Origin of the sequence: Bradyrhizobium manausense, from assembly GCF_018130615.1 — a bacterium.
Lineage (GTDB): Bacteria > Pseudomonadota > Alphaproteobacteria > Rhizobiales > Xanthobacteraceae > Bradyrhizobium > Bradyrhizobium manausense_A.
Genome location: NZ_JAFCKB010000026.1, coordinates 1 through 16,115, shown reverse-complemented (window position 1 = coordinate 16,115; position 16,115 = coordinate 1). Strand labels below are relative to the sequence as shown.

The 16,115-nt window shown below is 65.0% G+C and carries 16 protein-coding genes and 1 tRNA gene; 6 read left to right on the top strand and 11 right to left on the bottom strand.

The features are described 5' to 3' along the window. Positions 1 to 12: 12 nt before the first annotated feature. From JQ587_RS32805 to JQ587_RS32795, 3 genes are all read right to left on the bottom strand, one after another. A complete protein-coding gene (locus JQ587_RS32805; protein WP_212298043.1) occupies positions 13 to 390 on the bottom strand; it encodes a TIGR02301 family protein in 378 nt (125 codons plus the stop codon). 144 nt (positions 391 to 534) lie between these two features. After that, positions 535 to 969, bottom strand: coding sequence for an NUDIX hydrolase (locus tag JQ587_RS32800; protein WP_212297627.1), 435 nt, complete (start codon positions 967 to 969; stop codon positions 535 to 537). A 170-nt stretch (positions 970 to 1,139) separates the two neighbouring features. After that, positions 1,140 to 1,637: a hypothetical protein gene (locus JQ587_RS32795; RefSeq protein ID WP_212297628.1), complete on the bottom strand. Its 498-nt coding sequence runs from the start codon at positions 1,635 to 1,637 to the stop codon at positions 1,140 to 1,142. Between the two features lie 63 nt (positions 1,638 to 1,700). On the opposite strand from JQ587_RS32795, the gene JQ587_RS32790 reads away from it, so the two are divergent. Next, positions 1,701 to 2,459 (top strand): SOS response-associated peptidase, encoded by a 759-nt coding sequence (locus tag JQ587_RS32790; protein ID WP_212428101.1) that lies wholly within the window; start codon positions 1,701 to 1,703, stop codon positions 2,457 to 2,459. Between the two features lie 168 nt (positions 2,460 to 2,627). Here JQ587_RS32790 and JQ587_RS32785 read toward each other — a convergent pair whose 3' ends face one another. The 6 genes from JQ587_RS32785 to JQ587_RS32760 form a co-directional block, all read right to left on the bottom strand. Beyond that, a complete protein-coding gene (locus tag JQ587_RS32785) occupies positions 2,628 to 3,821 on the bottom strand; it encodes a CaiB/BaiF CoA transferase family protein (RefSeq protein WP_212297630.1) in 1,194 nt (397 codons plus the stop codon). Positions 3,822 to 3,855: 34 nt separating this feature from the next. Continuing rightward, positions 3,856 to 4,785, bottom strand: a complete 930-nt coding sequence (locus tag JQ587_RS32780) for a glycine/sarcosine/betaine reductase selenoprotein B family protein (RefSeq protein WP_212428100.1) — start codon at positions 4,783 to 4,785, stop codon at positions 3,856 to 3,858. A gap of 350 nt (positions 4,786 to 5,135) precedes the next feature. Next, positions 5,136 to 5,717, bottom strand: coding sequence for an NUDIX hydrolase (locus JQ587_RS32775; RefSeq protein ID WP_212428099.1), 582 nt, complete (start codon positions 5,715 to 5,717; stop codon positions 5,136 to 5,138). A 209-nt stretch (positions 5,718 to 5,926) separates the two neighbouring features. Then, positions 5,927 to 6,361: a GNAT family acetyltransferase gene (locus JQ587_RS32770; protein ID WP_212297633.1), complete on the bottom strand. Its 435-nt coding sequence runs from the start codon at positions 6,359 to 6,361 to the stop codon at positions 5,927 to 5,929. Then, positions 6,358 to 7,785 carry an FAD-binding oxidoreductase gene (locus tag JQ587_RS32765; RefSeq protein WP_212297634.1) on the bottom strand — a complete coding sequence of 476 codons (1,428 nt, stop codon included), beginning with the start codon at positions 7,783 to 7,785 and terminating at the stop codon, positions 6,358 to 6,360. Before JQ587_RS32765 ends, JQ587_RS32770 begins: the two co-directional genes overlap by 4 nt. Before the next feature lie 17 nt (positions 7,786 to 7,802). Next, positions 7,803 to 8,792 (bottom strand): L-threonylcarbamoyladenylate synthase, encoded by a 990-nt coding sequence (locus JQ587_RS32760; protein WP_212297635.1) that lies wholly within the window; start codon positions 8,790 to 8,792, stop codon positions 7,803 to 7,805. 68 nt (positions 8,793 to 8,860) lie between these two features. Here JQ587_RS32760 and JQ587_RS32755 point away from each other — a divergent pair. From JQ587_RS32755 to JQ587_RS32740, 4 genes are all read left to right on the top strand, one after another. Next, positions 8,861 to 8,937, top strand: a tRNA-Pro gene (locus JQ587_RS32755). Positions 8,938 to 9,216: 279 nt separating this feature from the next. After that, positions 9,217 to 11,004 (top strand): ATP-binding protein, encoded by a 1,788-nt coding sequence (locus tag JQ587_RS32750; protein WP_212428098.1) that lies wholly within the window; start codon positions 9,217 to 9,219, stop codon positions 11,002 to 11,004. Next, positions 11,001 to 12,359: a sigma-54-dependent transcriptional regulator gene (locus JQ587_RS32745; RefSeq protein ID WP_212428097.1), complete on the top strand. Its 1,359-nt coding sequence runs from the start codon at positions 11,001 to 11,003 to the stop codon at positions 12,357 to 12,359. The genes JQ587_RS32750 and JQ587_RS32745 overlap by 4 nt, the downstream gene beginning before the upstream one ends. Before the next feature lie 243 nt (positions 12,360 to 12,602). Further along, a complete protein-coding gene (locus tag JQ587_RS32740) occupies positions 12,603 to 13,916 on the top strand; it encodes an MFS transporter (RefSeq protein ID WP_212428156.1) in 1,314 nt (437 codons plus the stop codon). A gap of 32 nt (positions 13,917 to 13,948) precedes the next feature. Here the strand turns inward: JQ587_RS32740 and JQ587_RS32735 are convergent, their stop codons facing one another. Both JQ587_RS32735 and JQ587_RS32730 read right to left on the bottom strand, forming a co-directional pair. After that, positions 13,949 to 14,275 carry a hypothetical protein gene (locus tag JQ587_RS32735; protein WP_212428096.1) on the bottom strand — a complete coding sequence of 109 codons (327 nt, stop codon included), beginning with the start codon at positions 14,273 to 14,275 and terminating at the stop codon, positions 13,949 to 13,951. Between the two features lie 208 nt (positions 14,276 to 14,483). Continuing rightward, positions 14,484 to 14,708, bottom strand: coding sequence for a hypothetical protein (locus JQ587_RS32730; protein WP_212428095.1), 225 nt, complete (start codon positions 14,706 to 14,708; stop codon positions 14,484 to 14,486). 226 nt (positions 14,709 to 14,934) lie between these two features. Here JQ587_RS32730 and JQ587_RS32725 point away from each other — a divergent pair, with 226 nt between their 5' ends. Beyond that, a complete protein-coding gene (locus tag JQ587_RS32725) occupies positions 14,935 to 15,894 on the top strand; it encodes an N-carbamoyl-D-amino-acid hydrolase (protein WP_212428094.1) in 960 nt (319 codons plus the stop codon). The last annotated feature ends 221 nt before the right edge of the window (positions 15,895 to 16,115 follow it).

Sequence of the window (16,115 nt, the reverse complement as noted above, 5' to 3'; positions counted from 1 at the left end):
CGGAGAGAGAAGCTAGTTCGCGTAGCGCGCCGTCAGATCCCGCGAAATCTTCGAGCCTTCCTCGATATAACGGCGGATCGCCACCGTCGCCGCCGGCGTGCAGCTCCGATAGGTCTGTTGAAAACCGTTAAAGCCGCGGTTGAAGGCCGCAATCATGCGGGTGCGGCGCTCGCCGGCGGGGGTTTCGGCATCGATCAGGGCCTGCATCTCGCTGCGCCATTTATTGCCCTCGTTGGTGCCGCAGATGCCGCGCAGATAATGCAGGCCGCCGAGAATCTCGGCCAGTCGCTGCAAATCGGCGTCGAACGGCGCCGCCACATCCTGGGCCCGGGCGGGCGCGGAGGCGCAGGCGAGAATCAGGGCAAAAATGGCCAGAAATCGCATCGACATCGGCGGGCTGTATGCCCCCTCGGGGTCGGGGAAGCAAGGCAAGGTTAGGGGCGCAGTGAAGGTGCGCTCCCTCTTGCGCTTGCGGGGGAGGGTCGGGGAGGCCTCTCCCGCAAGCAAGCGGGAGAGGTGCAGTTCGCGGCTGGCTTAAGTCAGGATCAGCCGGTGAGCGGACTGGACGATCTCCTCCAGCCCGCCGGTCAGCTTGAGATCGCCGAGGCTCCCCAATGCGTCCGGGTCGATCCAGCGGTAATCGTCGAGCTCGTCGTTGAGGGACGGTTCCCTGGCCACCCAGCGGGCGGCAAAGGACATGATCAAATAATGGCCGGCTCCGGGGGCCGCTGGCAGCACCTCGCGCCAGCCGGCAAGGCCAATGATTTCGATCCGAAGCCCGGTCTCCTCGTCGACCTCGCGGCTGAGCGCCTGATGCAGCGATTCGCCGAATTCGACCCGGCCGCCCGGCAGCGAGTAGAAGCCCTTGGCGGGGGAGCGGGCGCGGCGGGTCAGCAGCACCTTGCCGTCGCGGAAGATGGCCGCGCTGACCGCGATCTGGGGATGGGTGGGCTGGACGACCGAAGCCATGGCTTCGTCACCTCTCCCCAGCGGGGAGAGGTCGATTTGCGCGGCAAATCGGGTGAGGGGGCACCGTTCCTGCGAGGGATCGCAACCCCTCACCCGGCGCGATGCGCCGACCTCTCCCTATGGGAGAGGTGGTCCGTGTTCGCGCCGGCCTTTGATCGAATCTCATGAGCTCAGTTCGCCATGATGGTATCGACGTCGGCTTCCGCGCCGCCATTGATGATGCCGCCGCAGGTCGCGATCAGCGGCTTGACCCAGAGAGTGGCCTGCTCGGCAAGGCGGACGCGGGTCGTGTCCTTCTCGACCTCGCGCATGGCCGAGCCGACCGCGGTCAGGATCGAGGTCATGGTGTCCGTGATGTGGTCGAACTGGGCACGCACGTTGGGAGCGGCCTTCTCATAGGCCTCGATGGCGAGATCCCGCGCCCTGAAGTTCGAGGCCGTAAAATGCTCGGCATAGGACAGCGGCGACCAGGTCAAGAAGTCCTCAGCGCATTCCGGCATGTCCGGGATCATCTCCAGGAGCATCACGGCTTCATTGAAATGGTTGAGATAGTCGGTGGCAAGCCCGGTCCGCGGGTTGATGTTGGCCACGCGCAGGCGCTCAGCCCAGGCCGCGGCCTCGGGGCCCGTCTGTGCGCGCGTCGCGGGTTGGGAGGCCATTGAGCTCATCGGCCGCAGTGTTAACGTTCGGGGTTAAAAGGACCTGAACGGACCCTATATAGACGCCCTAAGATGTGTGGACGCTTCGTCATAACTTCGGCCCCCGCGGCTTTACGGCAACTGTTCGGGTATATCGAGCAGCCGAATTTCCCGCCCCGGTACAATGTCGCCCCGACGCAACCGATTCCGGTGGTGTTGGTCGAGAATGGCGCCCGCCATTTCAGCTTGATGCGCTGGGGATTGCTGCCGAGCTGGGTGAAGGATCCCAAGAGCTTTACGCTGCTGATCAACGCGCGCTCGGAGACGGTGCTGGAGAAGCCCGCCTTCAAGAAGGCGATTCGCCGCCGGCGTGGGCTGATTCCGGCCGATGGCTATTACGAATGGAAGGCGGTTGACGGCCGCAAGCAGCCGTTCTTCATCCATCACGCCGACGGCGCGCCGCTCGGCTTCGCCGCGGTGTTCGAGACCTGGATCGGACCTAACGGCGAGGAGCTCGACACGGTCGCGATTGTCACGGCAGCGGCGGGCGAGGATCTCGCCGCGCTGCATGACCGCGTACCTGTGACCATCAGCCCGCGCGATTTCGAGCGCTGGCTCGATTGCCGCGGTGATGAGATCGATGCGATCCTGCCGCTGATGACGGCCCCGCGCCTTGGTGAATTCGTCTGGCACCCGGTTTCCACCCGCGTCAACCGCGTCGTCAATGACGACGAGCAATTGCTGCTGCCGATCAGCGCGGAAGAGATGGAGGCGGAGGCTGCGAAGCCGAAGAAGGCGGTGCGGAAGGTTGCGGCCGCGTCATCAGATGACGGGCAGGGGTCGTTGTTCTAGGCAAGACGGGGTCACGAAATATGCTGTCGTCCCGGCGAAGGCCGGGGCCCATACCCCCAGGGAGCAGTTGTTGTGCGCGATGGTCGTGGGCAACCTTCGCCAAACTCAATTTCGTAGTAATGTGTCCCGGCCTTCGCCGGGACGACGGTTGAGTTTGTGGCGCTACCCTCACACGATTTCCCTTGCCCTCAAGGCCGCAATCTCCGCCGCATCGAACCCCAGCTCGCCCAGCACCGCATCCGTATCCGCGCCGAGCTCCGGTGCCATCCGGTCCAGCCGTCCGCCACCATGTGCGAGCTTGAACCCGCTGCCGGCAAAGCGCAGGCGGCCGTAGGGCGTATCCAGCTCCTGGATCGCGCCGCGGGCCTTGATCTGCGGATGATCAATGACTTCCTCGACCTTCCAGATGCTGGCGCAGGGCGCGCCGGCGTCTTCCAAAATCGTCTCCCATTCGCGCGCCGGCTTTTTCGCAAGCGCCGCCTCGATGATGGCGCGCAGTGCCGGCTCGTTCTCGTTGCGGGAAAACCAGTCGGCGAAGCGGGGATCGTTCAACGTGTCCTCGCGGCCGAGCGCCGCCATCAGCGCGCGGTATTGTTTTTCGTTGTTGACGGCGAGCAGGATGTAGCCGTCACCCGCCCGAAAAAGGTTCGCCGTGGTCTTACGGCTCACGGCCTGGTTGCCCGACAGCTGCTGGCGATGGCCCGCGACCGACCAGTCCGCGATCTGGCCGGAGAGAAACGCCATCGTCGCCTCCAGCATGGAGACGTCGATGAGCTGGCCCTTGCCGGTGCGGTCGCGCTGGTAGAGCGCGCTCGACACGCCGAACGCCGCTGTCGCACCGGAGAGCACGTCGCACACGGCAAAGCCCGCGCGCGTCGGACCCGTCTCGGGATGGCCGGTGATCGCCATGATGCCCGACAGCGCCTGTATCTTGCCGTCATAGCCGGGCCGCAGGCGATCCGGGCCGGTCTGGCCGAAACCTGACACCGCGCAATAGATCAGCTTGGGATTGATCGCCGAGAGCGCCTCATAGCCGATGCCGAGCTTGTCCATCACCCCCGGGCGAAAATTCTCCATGACGACGTCGACGGTCGCGGCGAGCTTCTTTACGATCGCGATCGCCTCTGGCTTTTGCAGGTCGAGCGTCAGGCTGCGCTTGTTGCCGTTGATGGCCTGGAACGCCGGCGCCAGCCCGCGCTCGGCCCATTCACGAGAGAGCGGCGTGCGGCGCATGTCCTCGCCCTCGCGCCGCTCGACCTTGATGACGTCGGCGCCGAGAAGCGCGAGCTGGTAGCTCGCATAGGGGCCGGCCAGCACTTGGGTGAAGTCCAGGATCTTCACGCCCTCGAACGGTCGCGTCACGCCTCTCTCCCTTGATTGTTGTTATTGGAGGACGTCAGGCCGCGCGGTTGCCGCGCGCGATCTCCTTCTGCTTGTCGAATTCGGCGCGGCGGCGCGCCAGCTCTTCCGGCGAAAGCTGCGCGACATTGTTGTAGTCGAGCTTCCAGGAGGCATCCTCGTTCCAGCGCAGCGGCGACTGCATCGTGGTCTGCGGCCCGCTCGCGCTCTCCAGCAGCCGAAGCGCCAGTTCCAGCGTCTGCGCCTGCGAGGCAACGTCGTGCGGCTTGCCCGCGGAATTGCCGAGCGGGAAGTCGCTGAACAGAAAGCGCGGCACGGCGGCATGCTCGATGATGTCCTTGGCGCAGCCCATGATCACGGTTGGAATGCCGTTGGCCTCCAGATGCCGCGCCACCAGCGCCGTGGTCTGGTGGCAGACCGGGCAGTTCGGCACCAGCACGGCGGCATCGACCTTGTCCGCGAGGCAGCGCGCCAGGATCTCCGGTGCGTCGGTATCGAGCGTGACGCGATGGCTGCGATTGGTCGGCGCACCGAAGAAGCGCTGGCTCACCTCGCCGATGCGCCCCGAAGCGGACGCCTTCAACAGTTGCGGCAGTGGAAACCAGGTGCCGTTGTCGGTGGCCGTGGTGTGCTTGCGGTCGTAACCGATATGCGAGATGCGCAAATCGTGCTGCTGCGAGGTGTCGCCGTCATAGACCTGGTAAAATTTCGCGCTGCCATTATACGCCGCACCCGGACCCTGGTCGCCCTTATCAGGATCGTACGGCGCCGCGGTGGTGATGATCGTTACGCGCGACTGTGCCAGCGGCCTGTTCAGCTTCTGGAACGGCGCCTCGATGTAGTGCGCCCAGCGATACGGCGTGGTGTAGCCGATCGCGGTGTAATAATCCCGCGTGCGCTGCATATAGGGGATGGGGGAGTCGTAGTCGGGCGCAAAGCCGAATTCGTCGTCGCGCGGAGCGGACATGGGCGCGTCTCCTGGTTCTTGGTTGGAGCCAGACTAGAGATAGTTTTCGGGGTGCTCAACAGGGGGCAGCGCGGCGCAGGACAGAATTGCAATCCAGCAAGGGAGCCGCGTGGTCTTACCCTCTTCCCTTGTGGGTGTTCAGACCGGGGAGAGGGTGGCTCGCCGCGTCGCGGCGAGACGGGTGAGGGGTATCTATCCGCGAATCCAATTCGCATTTGAATACGCGGCGACATACCCCTCATCCGGCGCCCTGGCCGAAGCTTCGCTTCGGCGTTCTTAAGAATGGCGGCCGAAGGCCGCCTATGCCACCTTCTCCCACATGGGGCGAAGGGAAGAAGCCAGCGGCAGGCTCACCTGAAAATATGCAGCGCGGCGTATTGCAGCAGCATGATCGCCTTGGCGTCGATGATCCTTCCGTCGGCGATCATCGCTAAGGCCTCGTCGATGCCGAGCTCCAGCACCTCGATGTCTTCGCCCTCGTGCGCGAGGCCGCCGCCGGCGCTGACGCGCATCGCAGGCTCGTACTCGGCGACGAAGAAATGCAGCTTCTCGGTAATGGCGCCCGGGCTCATGAAGGCCTCGAACACTTTCTCGACGTGATGCAGGCGATAGCCGGTTTCCTCCTCGGCCTCGGCGCGGATGCGCACCTCGGGCGCGGCGTCGTCGAGCACGCCGGCGGCCGCTTCGATCAGAAGATCGTCATAGCCGCGGATGAAGGCCGGCAGGCGGAACTGGCGCACCAGGATCACGCTGCGCTGTGCGCGATTGTAGGGCAGGATGGCCGCAGCATTGTCGCGCTCATAGGTTTCGCGCTTCTGCGTTTGCCATTCGCCATTGCTGCGGCGGTACTCGAACGTGGTGCTCTTCAGCGTGGTCCAGCCGTTCGAGAGCACGCGGATGTCCTTGATGCGGACGCGGTCGGAGATGGTCATTGCTGTCTCTCTGTTGTCTTCACCTCGCCCCGCTCGCGGGGAGAGGTCGATTGCCTCGGCGATGCGAAGCATCGTCCGGTGCAATCCGGGTGAGGGGGTACAGGTCCGTCGACGATCTCGCGTGGGGAGAGAAGCCCCTCACCCCAGCCCTCTCCCCGTAAGAACGGGGCGAGGGGGCGCAGGTGCGTTCGAGGCCACATCTTGGTTGCCTACGAACTGGCGCGGCCGTCGAGCCACTTCTGGAACATCACCGAGGTCGATAGCTCGAAGCCCAGCGAGTCATAGAACGCATTGGCCTGCGCATTCTCGCGCCGGACCAGCAGCTGAAGTTTTGCGATGCCGGCCGCGCGCAGCCAGTCCTCGGCAGCCGCCATGATCGCCCGGCCATAGCCGCGCTTGCGGCCATCGGGATCGACCGCGACGTAATAGACCCAGCCGCGATGGCCGTCATGACCAACCATGACGGTGGCGACGATCGCGCCGCCGTCGCGGCCGACCAGCACCGTCGAATTGTCGCGCCGCCGCGCCAGCGCGATATCGGCATGCGGATCGTTCCAGGGCCGCGTCAGGCCGCAGCGCTGCCACAGCGCCACGACGTTCTCGACATCGGCATCCCTGATCGCGTCGATCGCAAGAGCGCTCACAGCACCTTCCCCGGATTCATGATGCCGTGCGGATCGAGCATCGCCTTGATCGATCGCATCAGCTCGATCGCGGTCTTGTCCTTCACCTCAGGCAGCTCGTCGCGCTTGAGCACGCCGATGCCGTGCTCGGCCGAGATCGAGCCGCCCATGCGCAGCACGATCTCGAACACCACGGCGTTCATCTCGTGCCAGCGCGCGAGATAATCCGCGGTGTTGGCGCCGATCGGCTGGCTGACATTGTAATGCAGATTGCCGTCGCCGAGATGGCCGAACGGCACCGGCCGCGCGCCGGGGATCAGCTTCACCACGGCGGCGTTGGCTTCTTCGATGAACGCGGGCACCGCGGCGACGGGAACGGAGATGTCGTGCTTGATCGAGCCGCCCTCAGGCTTCTGCGCCGACGACATTTCCTCGCGCAGCTTCCAGAAATTGCCGCGCTGGGTGAGATTGGCCGCGATCACGGCGTCATCGACGATCTCCTCCTCCATGGCGCGGGCGAGGATCGTCTCCAACGGCGTGCGGGCATCGTCGCTGGGGGCGGACAATTCCATCAGCACGTACCAGGGATGCTTCTCGGCGAGGGGATCGCGCACGTCGATGCCGTGGCGGACTGAGAAGTCCACCGCCATTTCCGAGAGCAGCTCAAAGCTCGTCAGCGCATTGGCAGCCTCGCTCTGCGCGATCGTTAGCAATTTCAGCGCCGCCGCCGGCGATTTCAGTCCGACATAGGCGGTCTCGACCGCGCGCGGCTTCGGAAACAGTTTTAATGTCGCCGCGGTGATGATGCCGAGCGTGCCCTCTGCGCCGATGAAGAGATTGTGCAGATTGTAGCCGGTGTTGTCCTTCTTCAGCTTCGACAGCACGTTGAGCACGCGCCCGTCGGCCAGCACGACCTCCAGCCCCAGCGCCATCTCGCGCGCGACGCCATAGGCGAGCGCGGCAGTGCCGCCGGCATTGGTCGAGAGATTGCCGCCGATGGTGCAGCTTCCTTCCGCACCTAACGACAGCGGAAACAGCCGGTCCACGTCGGACGCCTTCTGCTGCGCGATTTGCAGCACCACGCCTGCCTCGCAGGTCATGGTGTTGGAGGCGGTGTCGACCTCGCGGATCTTGTCCAGCCGCCGCAGCGACACCACCACCTCGCCATTGTGCGGGGTCTGCCCGCCGACGAGGCCGGTGTTGCCGCCCTGCGGCACCAGCGCGATTTTGTGCTCGGAGGCGAGCTTGCAGATCGCGGAGACTTCCGCGGTCGAGCCCGGGCGTAACACCAGCGGCGAGCGGCCGTGGAACAGATTGCGCTCCTCGGTGACGTAAGTCTGTATGTCGGTCGCGTCGGTGATGGCGTGCTTGTCGCCGACGATCTTGCGGAATTGGTCGATCAGTTCGGGCGCGAGCGGCGGAGTGGCGGATTGATTGATGTTCATCGTCTCGTCTCTACTTCTTATCGTGCCACCGCAGCACGCCGCAGCCGGTCGTTGATCGCTTCGCCCAAGCCTTCTTCAGGGATCGCCATCACGGCAATCGCCTTCGGTGCCTTCGCATCGAGGCTGCGAAGATAGCCGAACAGATTGGCGGCGGCTTCATCGAGATCAGCCGCGGGCGACAAATTCATGACAGCCGCGGCCGCCTTCTGGCCCGGCAAGCGGGCAGGGCCGAATGCCAGCAGCGCCTCACCCGGCGCAACGTCCTGCGCGCGAAGCCGTACATGGGCGCGCGGCGCGTAATGCGAGGCCAGCATGCCCGGCGCCAGCGGCTGGCTGTCGTCGCTCTCAGTCTCCACCGGCGGCCGCGCCAGCGGCGCGCCCAGCACGGCCTCGATCCGCTCCCGCGAGAGCCCGCCCGGGCGAAGCAGCATCGGCGCCTCGAAGCAGCCCACAATGGTCGATTCGACGCCGACCGCGACCGGCCCGCCGTCGACGATCAGGTCAATCCGTCCCGCAAGATCGTTCTCGACATGCGCGGCCAGTGTCGGCGAGACGTGGCCCGAGATATTTGCCGAGGGCGCCACCACCGCCCCGCCAAAGGCCCGCAAGATCGCTTCCGCCACGGGGTGGGCGGGAATGCGGATCGCAACCGTGTCGAGGCCCGCAGTGGCAAGATCCGCCACGGGGCAGTCGTCCGTTTTCGGCACCACCAGCGTCAGCGGTCCTGGCCAGAACGCCTCCGCGAGCCTCAACGCGCGCGCATCGAATCGCCCGATCCGCCGCGCAGCCGCGAGGTCGGCGACGTGGGCGATCAGCGGATTGAAGGCCGGCCGGCCCTTGGCGCTGTAGATATGGGCGACCGCCGTGGCGTTGGCGGCGTCCGCGCCGAGCCCGTAGACGGTCTCGGTCGGAAACGCGACCAGCCCGCCGGCCGCCAAGGTTCGGGCGGCGGCTTCGGCGGCGGCTGGGCCTGCCGGTAAAATCGACGTTTCAAGACCCGTTTTCACAGGGGCAAAATTCCTCATCTCGGCCGCTTGCGGTGCGCCAAACCCGACGCTATAAGCCGGCCTCTTGTCGGAGTGTGGCTCAGCCCGGTAGAGCACTGCGTTCGGGACGCAGGGGTCGCAGGTTCGAATCCTGCCACTCCGACCATTCTTCCAAAAGTTGACCTTTTCCAAAGGCTTGGCGGACCGGCCGCCAGCGCCTTGGGCGCCCTTTTTGCAACGATTTTCGGGGCGGGTCCACGGCCGATTTGGCCGGAGCAGGGTGACCATGTTCCGCGAGCATGGCTCCACAGCCGGTTCAACGCCACGGCCAATGAACGACCTGCCCGGGGCGTTCCGCCAAGAAGTCCCGTGCGAGCGGCGTGTTCGCAGCGGCGCGCGTCTTGCGATGTGGTACCTAGCGATATCGCCTCGATCCGGAGCCTCGATGCAACTTCCTCGTCCAGCCCAGCTGCGATACGCGCTGATTGGTGCGTTTGCGCTCGCGGCGATCGCGGCGGCGGGTTGGCTGGCTTACGTCCTGGCGCTCGATGCCGGCTTTGCGCGCATGCAGCGGGAGGCCAATGACCGGCTTGCGCTGATCGCCAGCACCTTCGATGCGACGGTTGCGCGCTATCGCTATCTGCCGGCGGTGCTATCGCTCGCCGATCCCATCCGCGATCTCTACCGCGATCCGCGGGACACAGCGGCGATCGCCGCCGCCAATCGCTACCTCAAATCCCTCAATCAGGGCGCGCGATCCGCGGAGCTGTATGTGCTCGACAGCACCGGCCTTGCTCTGGCGGCGAGCAATTTCGATCAGGAGTCGAGTTTCGTCGGACACAATTACGCATTCCGCGCCTACTTCGTCGACGCCATGCGCGCCGGCGAAGGTCACTATTACGCCGTCGGTGCCACGACGGGGCAGCCCGGCTATTTCCTGTCGCATCGGATCACGGAAGGCGGCAAGACCCTCGGCGTCGCCGTGGTCAAGATCGATCTCTCCGCGCTCGAGGCCGACTGGGCGCGTGCCGGCGACCTCGTGGCGATGGAGGATGAGAACGGTGTGATCTTTCTCGCCAGCCGCGCGGACTGGAAATATCGTCCGCTGGTGCCGGTCCCCGCCGAGCGTCTCGCTGAACTGAATGCCGTGCAGCAATTCGGTCAAGCCATCGACGCCGCGCCCGTCTTCGTGCCCAAGGGCGACCGTCAACGCATCCAGATCGGTCGCGCGCGCGGCCGCGGCAATATCGAACTCGGGGAGTATGCCCTTCAGATCCGTCCGCACGATCAGGGCTGGAAGCTGCTGCTGTTCTCGGATGTCGTGGATGCACGGCGCAATGCGGCGACCGTCGCGATCGCCGGAATGTTTGCGCTGATCGCGTCGCTGCTGGTGGTGCTGGTTGCCTATCAGCGGCGCCAGGTCGTCAGGGCCAAGCTCGAGGCGCATGATGTTCTGGAGCGGCGCGTAGCCGAGCGCACGGAAGAGCTGCGCCGCACCCTGGAGAGCCTTGTGCAGAGCGCCAAGCTCGCGAGCCTCGGTCAGGCGCTCGCCGGTGTCGCGCACGAGATCAACCAGCCGCTGGCGGCGCTGATCACCTATGTCGCGAGCAGCCGTGTCCTGCTCCGCCGCAACGAGGTCGATCGTGCTGCCGCCAACCTCGAGCTGATGTCTTCGATTGCCGAGCGCATGAAGGCACTGATCGATCATTTGCGAATGTTCGCGCGCAAGGAGACCGGCACGCGTAGCGCCGTCGCGCTCGCCCCGGTGGTCGACAATGCGGTCCGCCTGCTGCAATACCGGATCGACAACGAGCATATCGAGGTGGTGCGCGCGGCGCCCGCCGAGCCGCTCCATAGTCTCGCCAATCCGATCCGGCTCGAGCAGGTCGTGGTCAACCTTGTGTCGAATGCGATCGATGCGATGCGCGACTCCGAGCGGCGCCTGCTCACCGTCGCGCTCGGCAGGGAAGGCGCCAGCGCAGTGATCGAGGTCAGTGACACCGGCGCCGGCATTGCAGCCGAGCACGTCAAGGTGCTGTTCGATCCGTTCTTCACCACCAAGGAGACCGGCGAGGGGCTTGGCCTTGGGCTCTCGATCTCGTACGGAATCGTCAGGGAGTTCGGAGGAGATATCTTGGTGGATAGCGCGCCGGGCAGGGGCTCGACTTTCAAGGTCGTCATTCCGCTCATGGATGTCGCGCCGGCCTCGCAATATCAGGAATTGCAGGCATGACCGGGTCCGTGCTCGTCGTCGACGACGAGGAGATCGTCCGCAACTCGGTGCGGCAATGGCTGGAGCTTGGCGGCTTCACGGTTCGCGCCGCCGCCGGTGCCGACGAAGCCTTGCGCCTGGTACAGGAAATCCTGCCTGACGCCGTATTGACCGATTTTCGCATGCCGCACCGGTCCGGACTCGAACTGATGCGTGATATTCACCGGGTCGATCCAGACATCCCCGTGGTGCTCCTGACCGCGCATGGCGACGTGCCGCTGGCGGTGGCCGCGATGCGCGAGGGCGCCTACGATCTGCTGCAAAAACCTCACGATCCCGAACTGCTTTCGGCGGTCATGATGCGCGCGGTCGAGCGACGGCGGCTGAAATTGCAACTGCGCCAGCTCTCGGATCGTCTCGCCGCGCCTGGTGAGATCGACGCACGCCTGATCGGCCTGTCGAGGCCGATGAACGCGGTGCGCGCCAGCGTGCTCGAGCTCGCCGGCCACGATCGCGACGTAATCGTCACCGGCGAGACCGGAACCGGCAAGGAGGTGGTGGCGCGGGCCCTGCACGATTTCGGACCGCGTGCGAAGGCGCCGTTCGTCGCCGTGAACTGCGCGGCGATTCCGGCCGAGCTGTTCGAAAGCGAATTGTTCGGCCACGAAGCCGGAGCCTTCACCGGCGCACGTGGCGCCCGCATCGGGAAATTCGAGCACGCCAACGGCGGCACCCTGTTGCTCGACGAGATCGAGAGCATGCCGCTGCCGTTCCAGGCCAAGATCCTGCGCGCTCTCCAGGAGCGCACGATCGAGCGGATCGGCTCCAACAAGCTCCTGCCCGTCGATGTTCGCGTCGTCGCGGCTGCCAAGGGGGACCTCGCTGCGGAGAGCCGCCAGGGACGCTTCCGCTCCGATCTCTACTTCCGCCTTGCCGCGGCGGAGATCCACCTGCCGGCGCTGCGCGCGCGCGGCAACGACGTCCTGCTGCTGTTCGAGCATTTTGCCGCTGCCGCCGCAAAGGGCGCGGGCCGCACGATGTCGCCGCTGCGGGCGGATGATCTCGATGCGCTGCTCGCCCATGACTGGCCCGGCAATGTGCGCGAGCTGAAGAACGTCGCGGAACGCTATGCGCTGGGGCTCGCGGCGACCGGCCGCAGCGTTGCCGAGATCCTTCGGCGCGGCGAGCCGGGAGCGCCGCAGCGGACGCTCGCCGATCGCGTCGCGGCCTATGAACGTGCCCTGATCGAGGCCGCCTTGCGCGAGCACGACTGGTCGATTGCTGCCGTCACCGAGGAGCTCGGCGTCCCGCGCCGGACGCTGAACGAGAAGATGGCGAAATACGCGCTGGCGCGACCCGGCCGCAAGGATCCCTGAGCCGGCAAGCCATCGGCGGAAATCCGCCGATGGCGGCCCTCGCATCGGCGGATTCTCGCCGATAGCCTGGCCCACGTCGGGGCGTCCTTCGCAAGAATCCGCGCCACTTCTTGCAATTCCCCGCATTTCCGCACGTCGCTCCCGCTTGGCACAGTCGTTGCTGAAGCCGCGACGAAACCATCCGGTTTTCCAATAAATCTGCGGAGGAATGTCGTGAGTTCACAGGAAGCCTCAATTCAGACGATGGGCGAGCCCGTCACGGCGGCGCGCGCCAATGCTGCCGACATGAAGCGCCGGCTGCGTGCGATCTTCGTCGGCTCGGTCGGCAATCTCGTCGAGTGGTACGATTTCTACGCCTATGCGGCGTTCTCGCTCTATTTCGCCAAGGCGTTTTTTCCTGAAGGCGACGAGGTGGTGCAGCAACTCAACGCGGCGCTGCTGTTCGCCGCCGGCTTTCTGGTGCGTCCGCTCGGCGGCTGGCTGTTCGGCCATCTCGCCGACCGCTATGGCCGACGCAATGCGCTGACATTGTCCGTCGTGATGATGTGCTTCGGCTCGCTGATCATCGCGTTGACACCGACCTACGCGTCGATTGGCCTTGCCGCTCCCGTCGTGCTCGGCCTTGCGCGAATCCTGCAAGGGTTGAGCCTCGGCGGCGAATACGGCACCAGCGCCACCTATCTCAGCGAGGTCGCCGACGAGAAGAATCGCGGCTTCTACTCCAGCTTCCAGTACGTGACCCTGATCGGCGGACAGCTCTGCGCGATCCTCGTGCTGCTTCTCCTGCAGAAGGTGTTTCTTTCGACGGACGAGATCCGCGCCTGGGGCTGGCGCGTGCCTTTTGCGTTCGGTGCCGTGCTCGCGGTCGTCGCCGCGCTGATGCGCAGCAACCTTCACGAGACCGACGCCTTCAAGAACAGTCAGGCCGCGGTGAAGAAATCCAGCTCAATTCGCGCGTTGCTCAACTATCCGCGCGAACTGATGCTGGTGGTGGGACTGACCATGGGCGGCACGGCGGCGTTCTACACCTACACCACTTATATGCAGAAATTCCTTCGTCTCTCGGTGAAGCTGACCGACGACCAGACCACGATGGTGACGGCGGGCAGCCTCGTCTTCGCGATGCTGCTGCAGCCGGTCTACGGCGCGATCTCCGACCGCATCGGGCGCAAATGGCTTCTGATCGGCTTCGGTGTATCAGGCACTCTGTTCACCATCCCGCTGTTGACCACGCTGCAGGCCACTCACGATGCATTCTCGGCCTTTCTGCTGATTGCCGCCGCCTGGATGATCGTATCAGGCTATACAGCGATCAATGCGGTGGTGAAGACGGAGCTGTTTCCGACCAGCGTGCGCGCGACCGGGGTCGGGGTGCCCTATGCGCTGACCGTCTCGATCTTCGGCGGCACTGCCGAATCGATTGCCTTGTGGTTCAAGTCCATTGGCCACGAAAGCTGGTTCTACTGGTACCTGACCGGCTGCATCGCGGTGTCGCTGCTGGTCTACCTGACGATGCGCGACACCAAGACGATGTCCGCGATGGACCGCCACGAATAGGTTGGGGCGTTGCGTCGGCGGTGAGGGCAGCCTCACCGCCGCGTCACCATGACGCCGATCAAAAACGCCACCATCAGCGACGGCAGCGGCGCTTCGCGCACCATGCCGCGGACAACGTCGGACCAGTGCGGATCGGGAACGAGTCTTGGCGACCTGATCTCGGCTGCGGGCGCGATGCCCCATTCCGACGCGAGCTCGGCGATCTCGCTTGCGGCCAGACGGACCCCGTCACGGACACGGAAGATCGCAGCGTCTGCGCGCTCGCGCGGCGCAAGCAACATCACCGTCGCGATCGCCGTGCGCAACGTCATCTCGCCAAAGCCTTGCAGCCTCACCGACTCCTCGGGGTCGGACATCATGCGAATGTTTCCTCACAGCGCGAAGTGGTACGCGATGGTGAACGCCGCCGTCGCGCACAGGACCAGCGTGGAAACCGCGCCGGCCACACCGCGCGCGAGATGGGCTCGCGTCAGGTGCCTGGTCATGATTTTACTCCATGCTCTCCATGGGAAATGGCGGGGCGGAGCGTTGGTTCCGCAGCGCAAGCGCCGAATCGTCGAGGTGCGACTATTTCCGCAGCAAGTCCCGTAAAGCGGCGGTCGCCTCGGCGCAGCGGATGTCGTCGATCTCCCGCGACAGGCTGAGTGCGCTCGATTTCAGCTCGTCGACCTTCCCGCTCTCGGGATGCTGGCTCTCGAGCTGGTTCAGTCGCTTGTTCAAATCGTCCAATCTGGACTGAAGCTGCCCGATGCTGGCGGCTCCCGTCACGTTCCAAACGCGTTGTGCACGCATCGTCGTTCCCCTGACTTGTCTCACGGCGTTGTGAGCAGGGTTCGTGGCCGCAATGGGCGTTTCTTTTGGCCGGTCTTAGATCGTCGGGAACCGTTGCAGATTGGCCACGGAAGTTCCTGAATACCTGCGCGTGCTGGCTCATCCTTTGACGCCGGCGCCATCAGGCGCAAAATCTGCATATGCGCGACAGGCCCGATCAATCCGGGAAATGAAAGAGGGGCAATTGATGGCGAGATTTGTGACTGTCGCGGCCGGCCAATTGGGTCCGATCGCGAAGACCGAGACGAGGACGGACGTCGTGGCGCGGCTGATGGCGCTGATGCGCCAGGCCAGGACCAACGGCTGCGATCTGATCGTCTATCCCGAGCTCGCGCTGACCACCTTCTTTCCGCGCTGGTACTTCGAGGGCCAGGCCGAGATCGACGGCTTTTTCGAACGCGAGATGCCGGGCGCGGAGACGCAAGCGCTGTTTGATCTCGCCCGCGAGAGCGGAATGGGATTTTGCCTCGGCTACGCCGAGCTGACGATCGAGGCCGGAATCGTCCATCGCTACAACACGTCGATTCTCGTCGACAAAAGCGGCGCAATCGTTGCGAAGTACCGCAAGGTCCATCTGCCTGGTCACGCCGAGCACGAGCCATCGCGCAGGTTTCAGCATCTGGAAAAGCGCTATTTCGAGCCGGGCTCCGGCTTCGGTGTGGTGGATGCGTTCGGCGGTGTGATGGGGATGGCGATCTGCAACGACCGCCGCTGGAGCGAGACCTATCGGGTGATGGGGCTGCAGGGCGTCGAGATGGTCATGATCGGCTACAATACCCCGGTGCACAATCCGCCGGCGCCCGAGCATGACGATCTCTCGCTGTTCCACAATCATCTGGTGATGCAGTCCGGCGCCTACCAGAACGGCACCTTCGTGGTCGGCGTCGCCAAGGCCGGCGTCGAAGAGGGCGTCGACCATATCGGCGGCAGCTGCATCATCGCCCCCTCCGGCGAGATCATCGCGCGATGCACGACCAAGGGCGACGAACTCGCGTTCGCTCGCTGTGATCTCGATCTCTGCAATTCCTACAAGCGCACGACGTTCAATTTCGACCTCCACCGCCAGCCGCAGGCCTATGGGATGATCGTCGAGCGGAGGGGCGTGGCCATCATGGCCGACGGCACGCCGGTGCAGCCAAGGGGCTGATCGCTCTCCAACGTCATTCCGGCGCGATGCACAGCGTCGAGCCCGAAATCCATCGCGCCGCAGCTCACGCCGGGAAATGGATTCCGGGCTTGTGCCAAGGGGCGCGCCCTGCGTCTACACACTCGCTGTCATGGCCGGGCTTGTCCCACGGCTGTCCGGTTTAAATTTATTGGACGAAGCGCATGGCGTTGATTCTACTCGATCCTGGACGTCTGCAAGCG

Bases quoted from the DNA above. Each gene is read 5' to 3' on its own strand.
- JQ587_RS32805 (WP_212298043.1), bottom strand. From the start codon at position 390: ATGTCGATGCGATTTCTGGCCATTTTTGCCCTGATTCTCGCCTGCGCC.
- JQ587_RS32750 (WP_212428098.1), top strand. From the start codon at position 9,217: ATGCAACTTCCTCGTCCAGCCCAGCTGCGATACGCGCTGATTGGTGCG.
- JQ587_RS32765 (WP_212297634.1), bottom strand. From the start codon at position 7,785: ATGAACATCAATCAATCCGCCACTCCGCCGCTCGCGCCCGAACTGATC.
- JQ587_RS32730 (WP_212428095.1), bottom strand. From the start codon at position 14,708: ATGCGTGCACAACGCGTTTGGAACGTGACGGGAGCCGCCAGCATCGGG.
- JQ587_RS32775 (WP_212428099.1), bottom strand. From the start codon at position 5,717: ATGACCATCTCCGACCGCGTCCGCATCAAGGACATCCGCGTGCTCTCG.
- JQ587_RS32800 (WP_212297627.1), bottom strand. From the start codon at position 969: ATGGCTTCGGTCGTCCAGCCCACCCATCCCCAGATCGCGGTCAGCGCG.
- JQ587_RS32740 (WP_212428156.1), top strand. From the start codon at position 12,603: ATGGGCGAGCCCGTCACGGCGGCGCGCGCCAATGCTGCCGACATGAAG.
- JQ587_RS32735 (WP_212428096.1), bottom strand. From the start codon at position 14,275: ATGATGTCCGACCCCGAGGAGTCGGTGAGGCTGCAAGGCTTTGGCGAG.
- JQ587_RS32745 (WP_212428097.1), top strand. From the start codon at position 11,001: ATGACCGGGTCCGTGCTCGTCGTCGACGACGAGGAGATCGTCCGCAAC.
- JQ587_RS32790 (WP_212428101.1), top strand. From the start codon at position 1,701: ATGTGTGGACGCTTCGTCATAACTTCGGCCCCCGCGGCTTTACGGCAA.
- JQ587_RS32725 (WP_212428094.1), top strand. From the start codon at position 14,935: ATGGCGAGATTTGTGACTGTCGCGGCCGGCCAATTGGGTCCGATCGCG.
- JQ587_RS32780 (WP_212428100.1), bottom strand. From the start codon at position 4,785: ATGTCCGCTCCGCGCGACGACGAATTCGGCTTTGCGCCCGACTACGAC.
- JQ587_RS32795 (WP_212297628.1), bottom strand. From the start codon at position 1,637: ATGAGCTCAATGGCCTCCCAACCCGCGACGCGCGCACAGACGGGCCCC.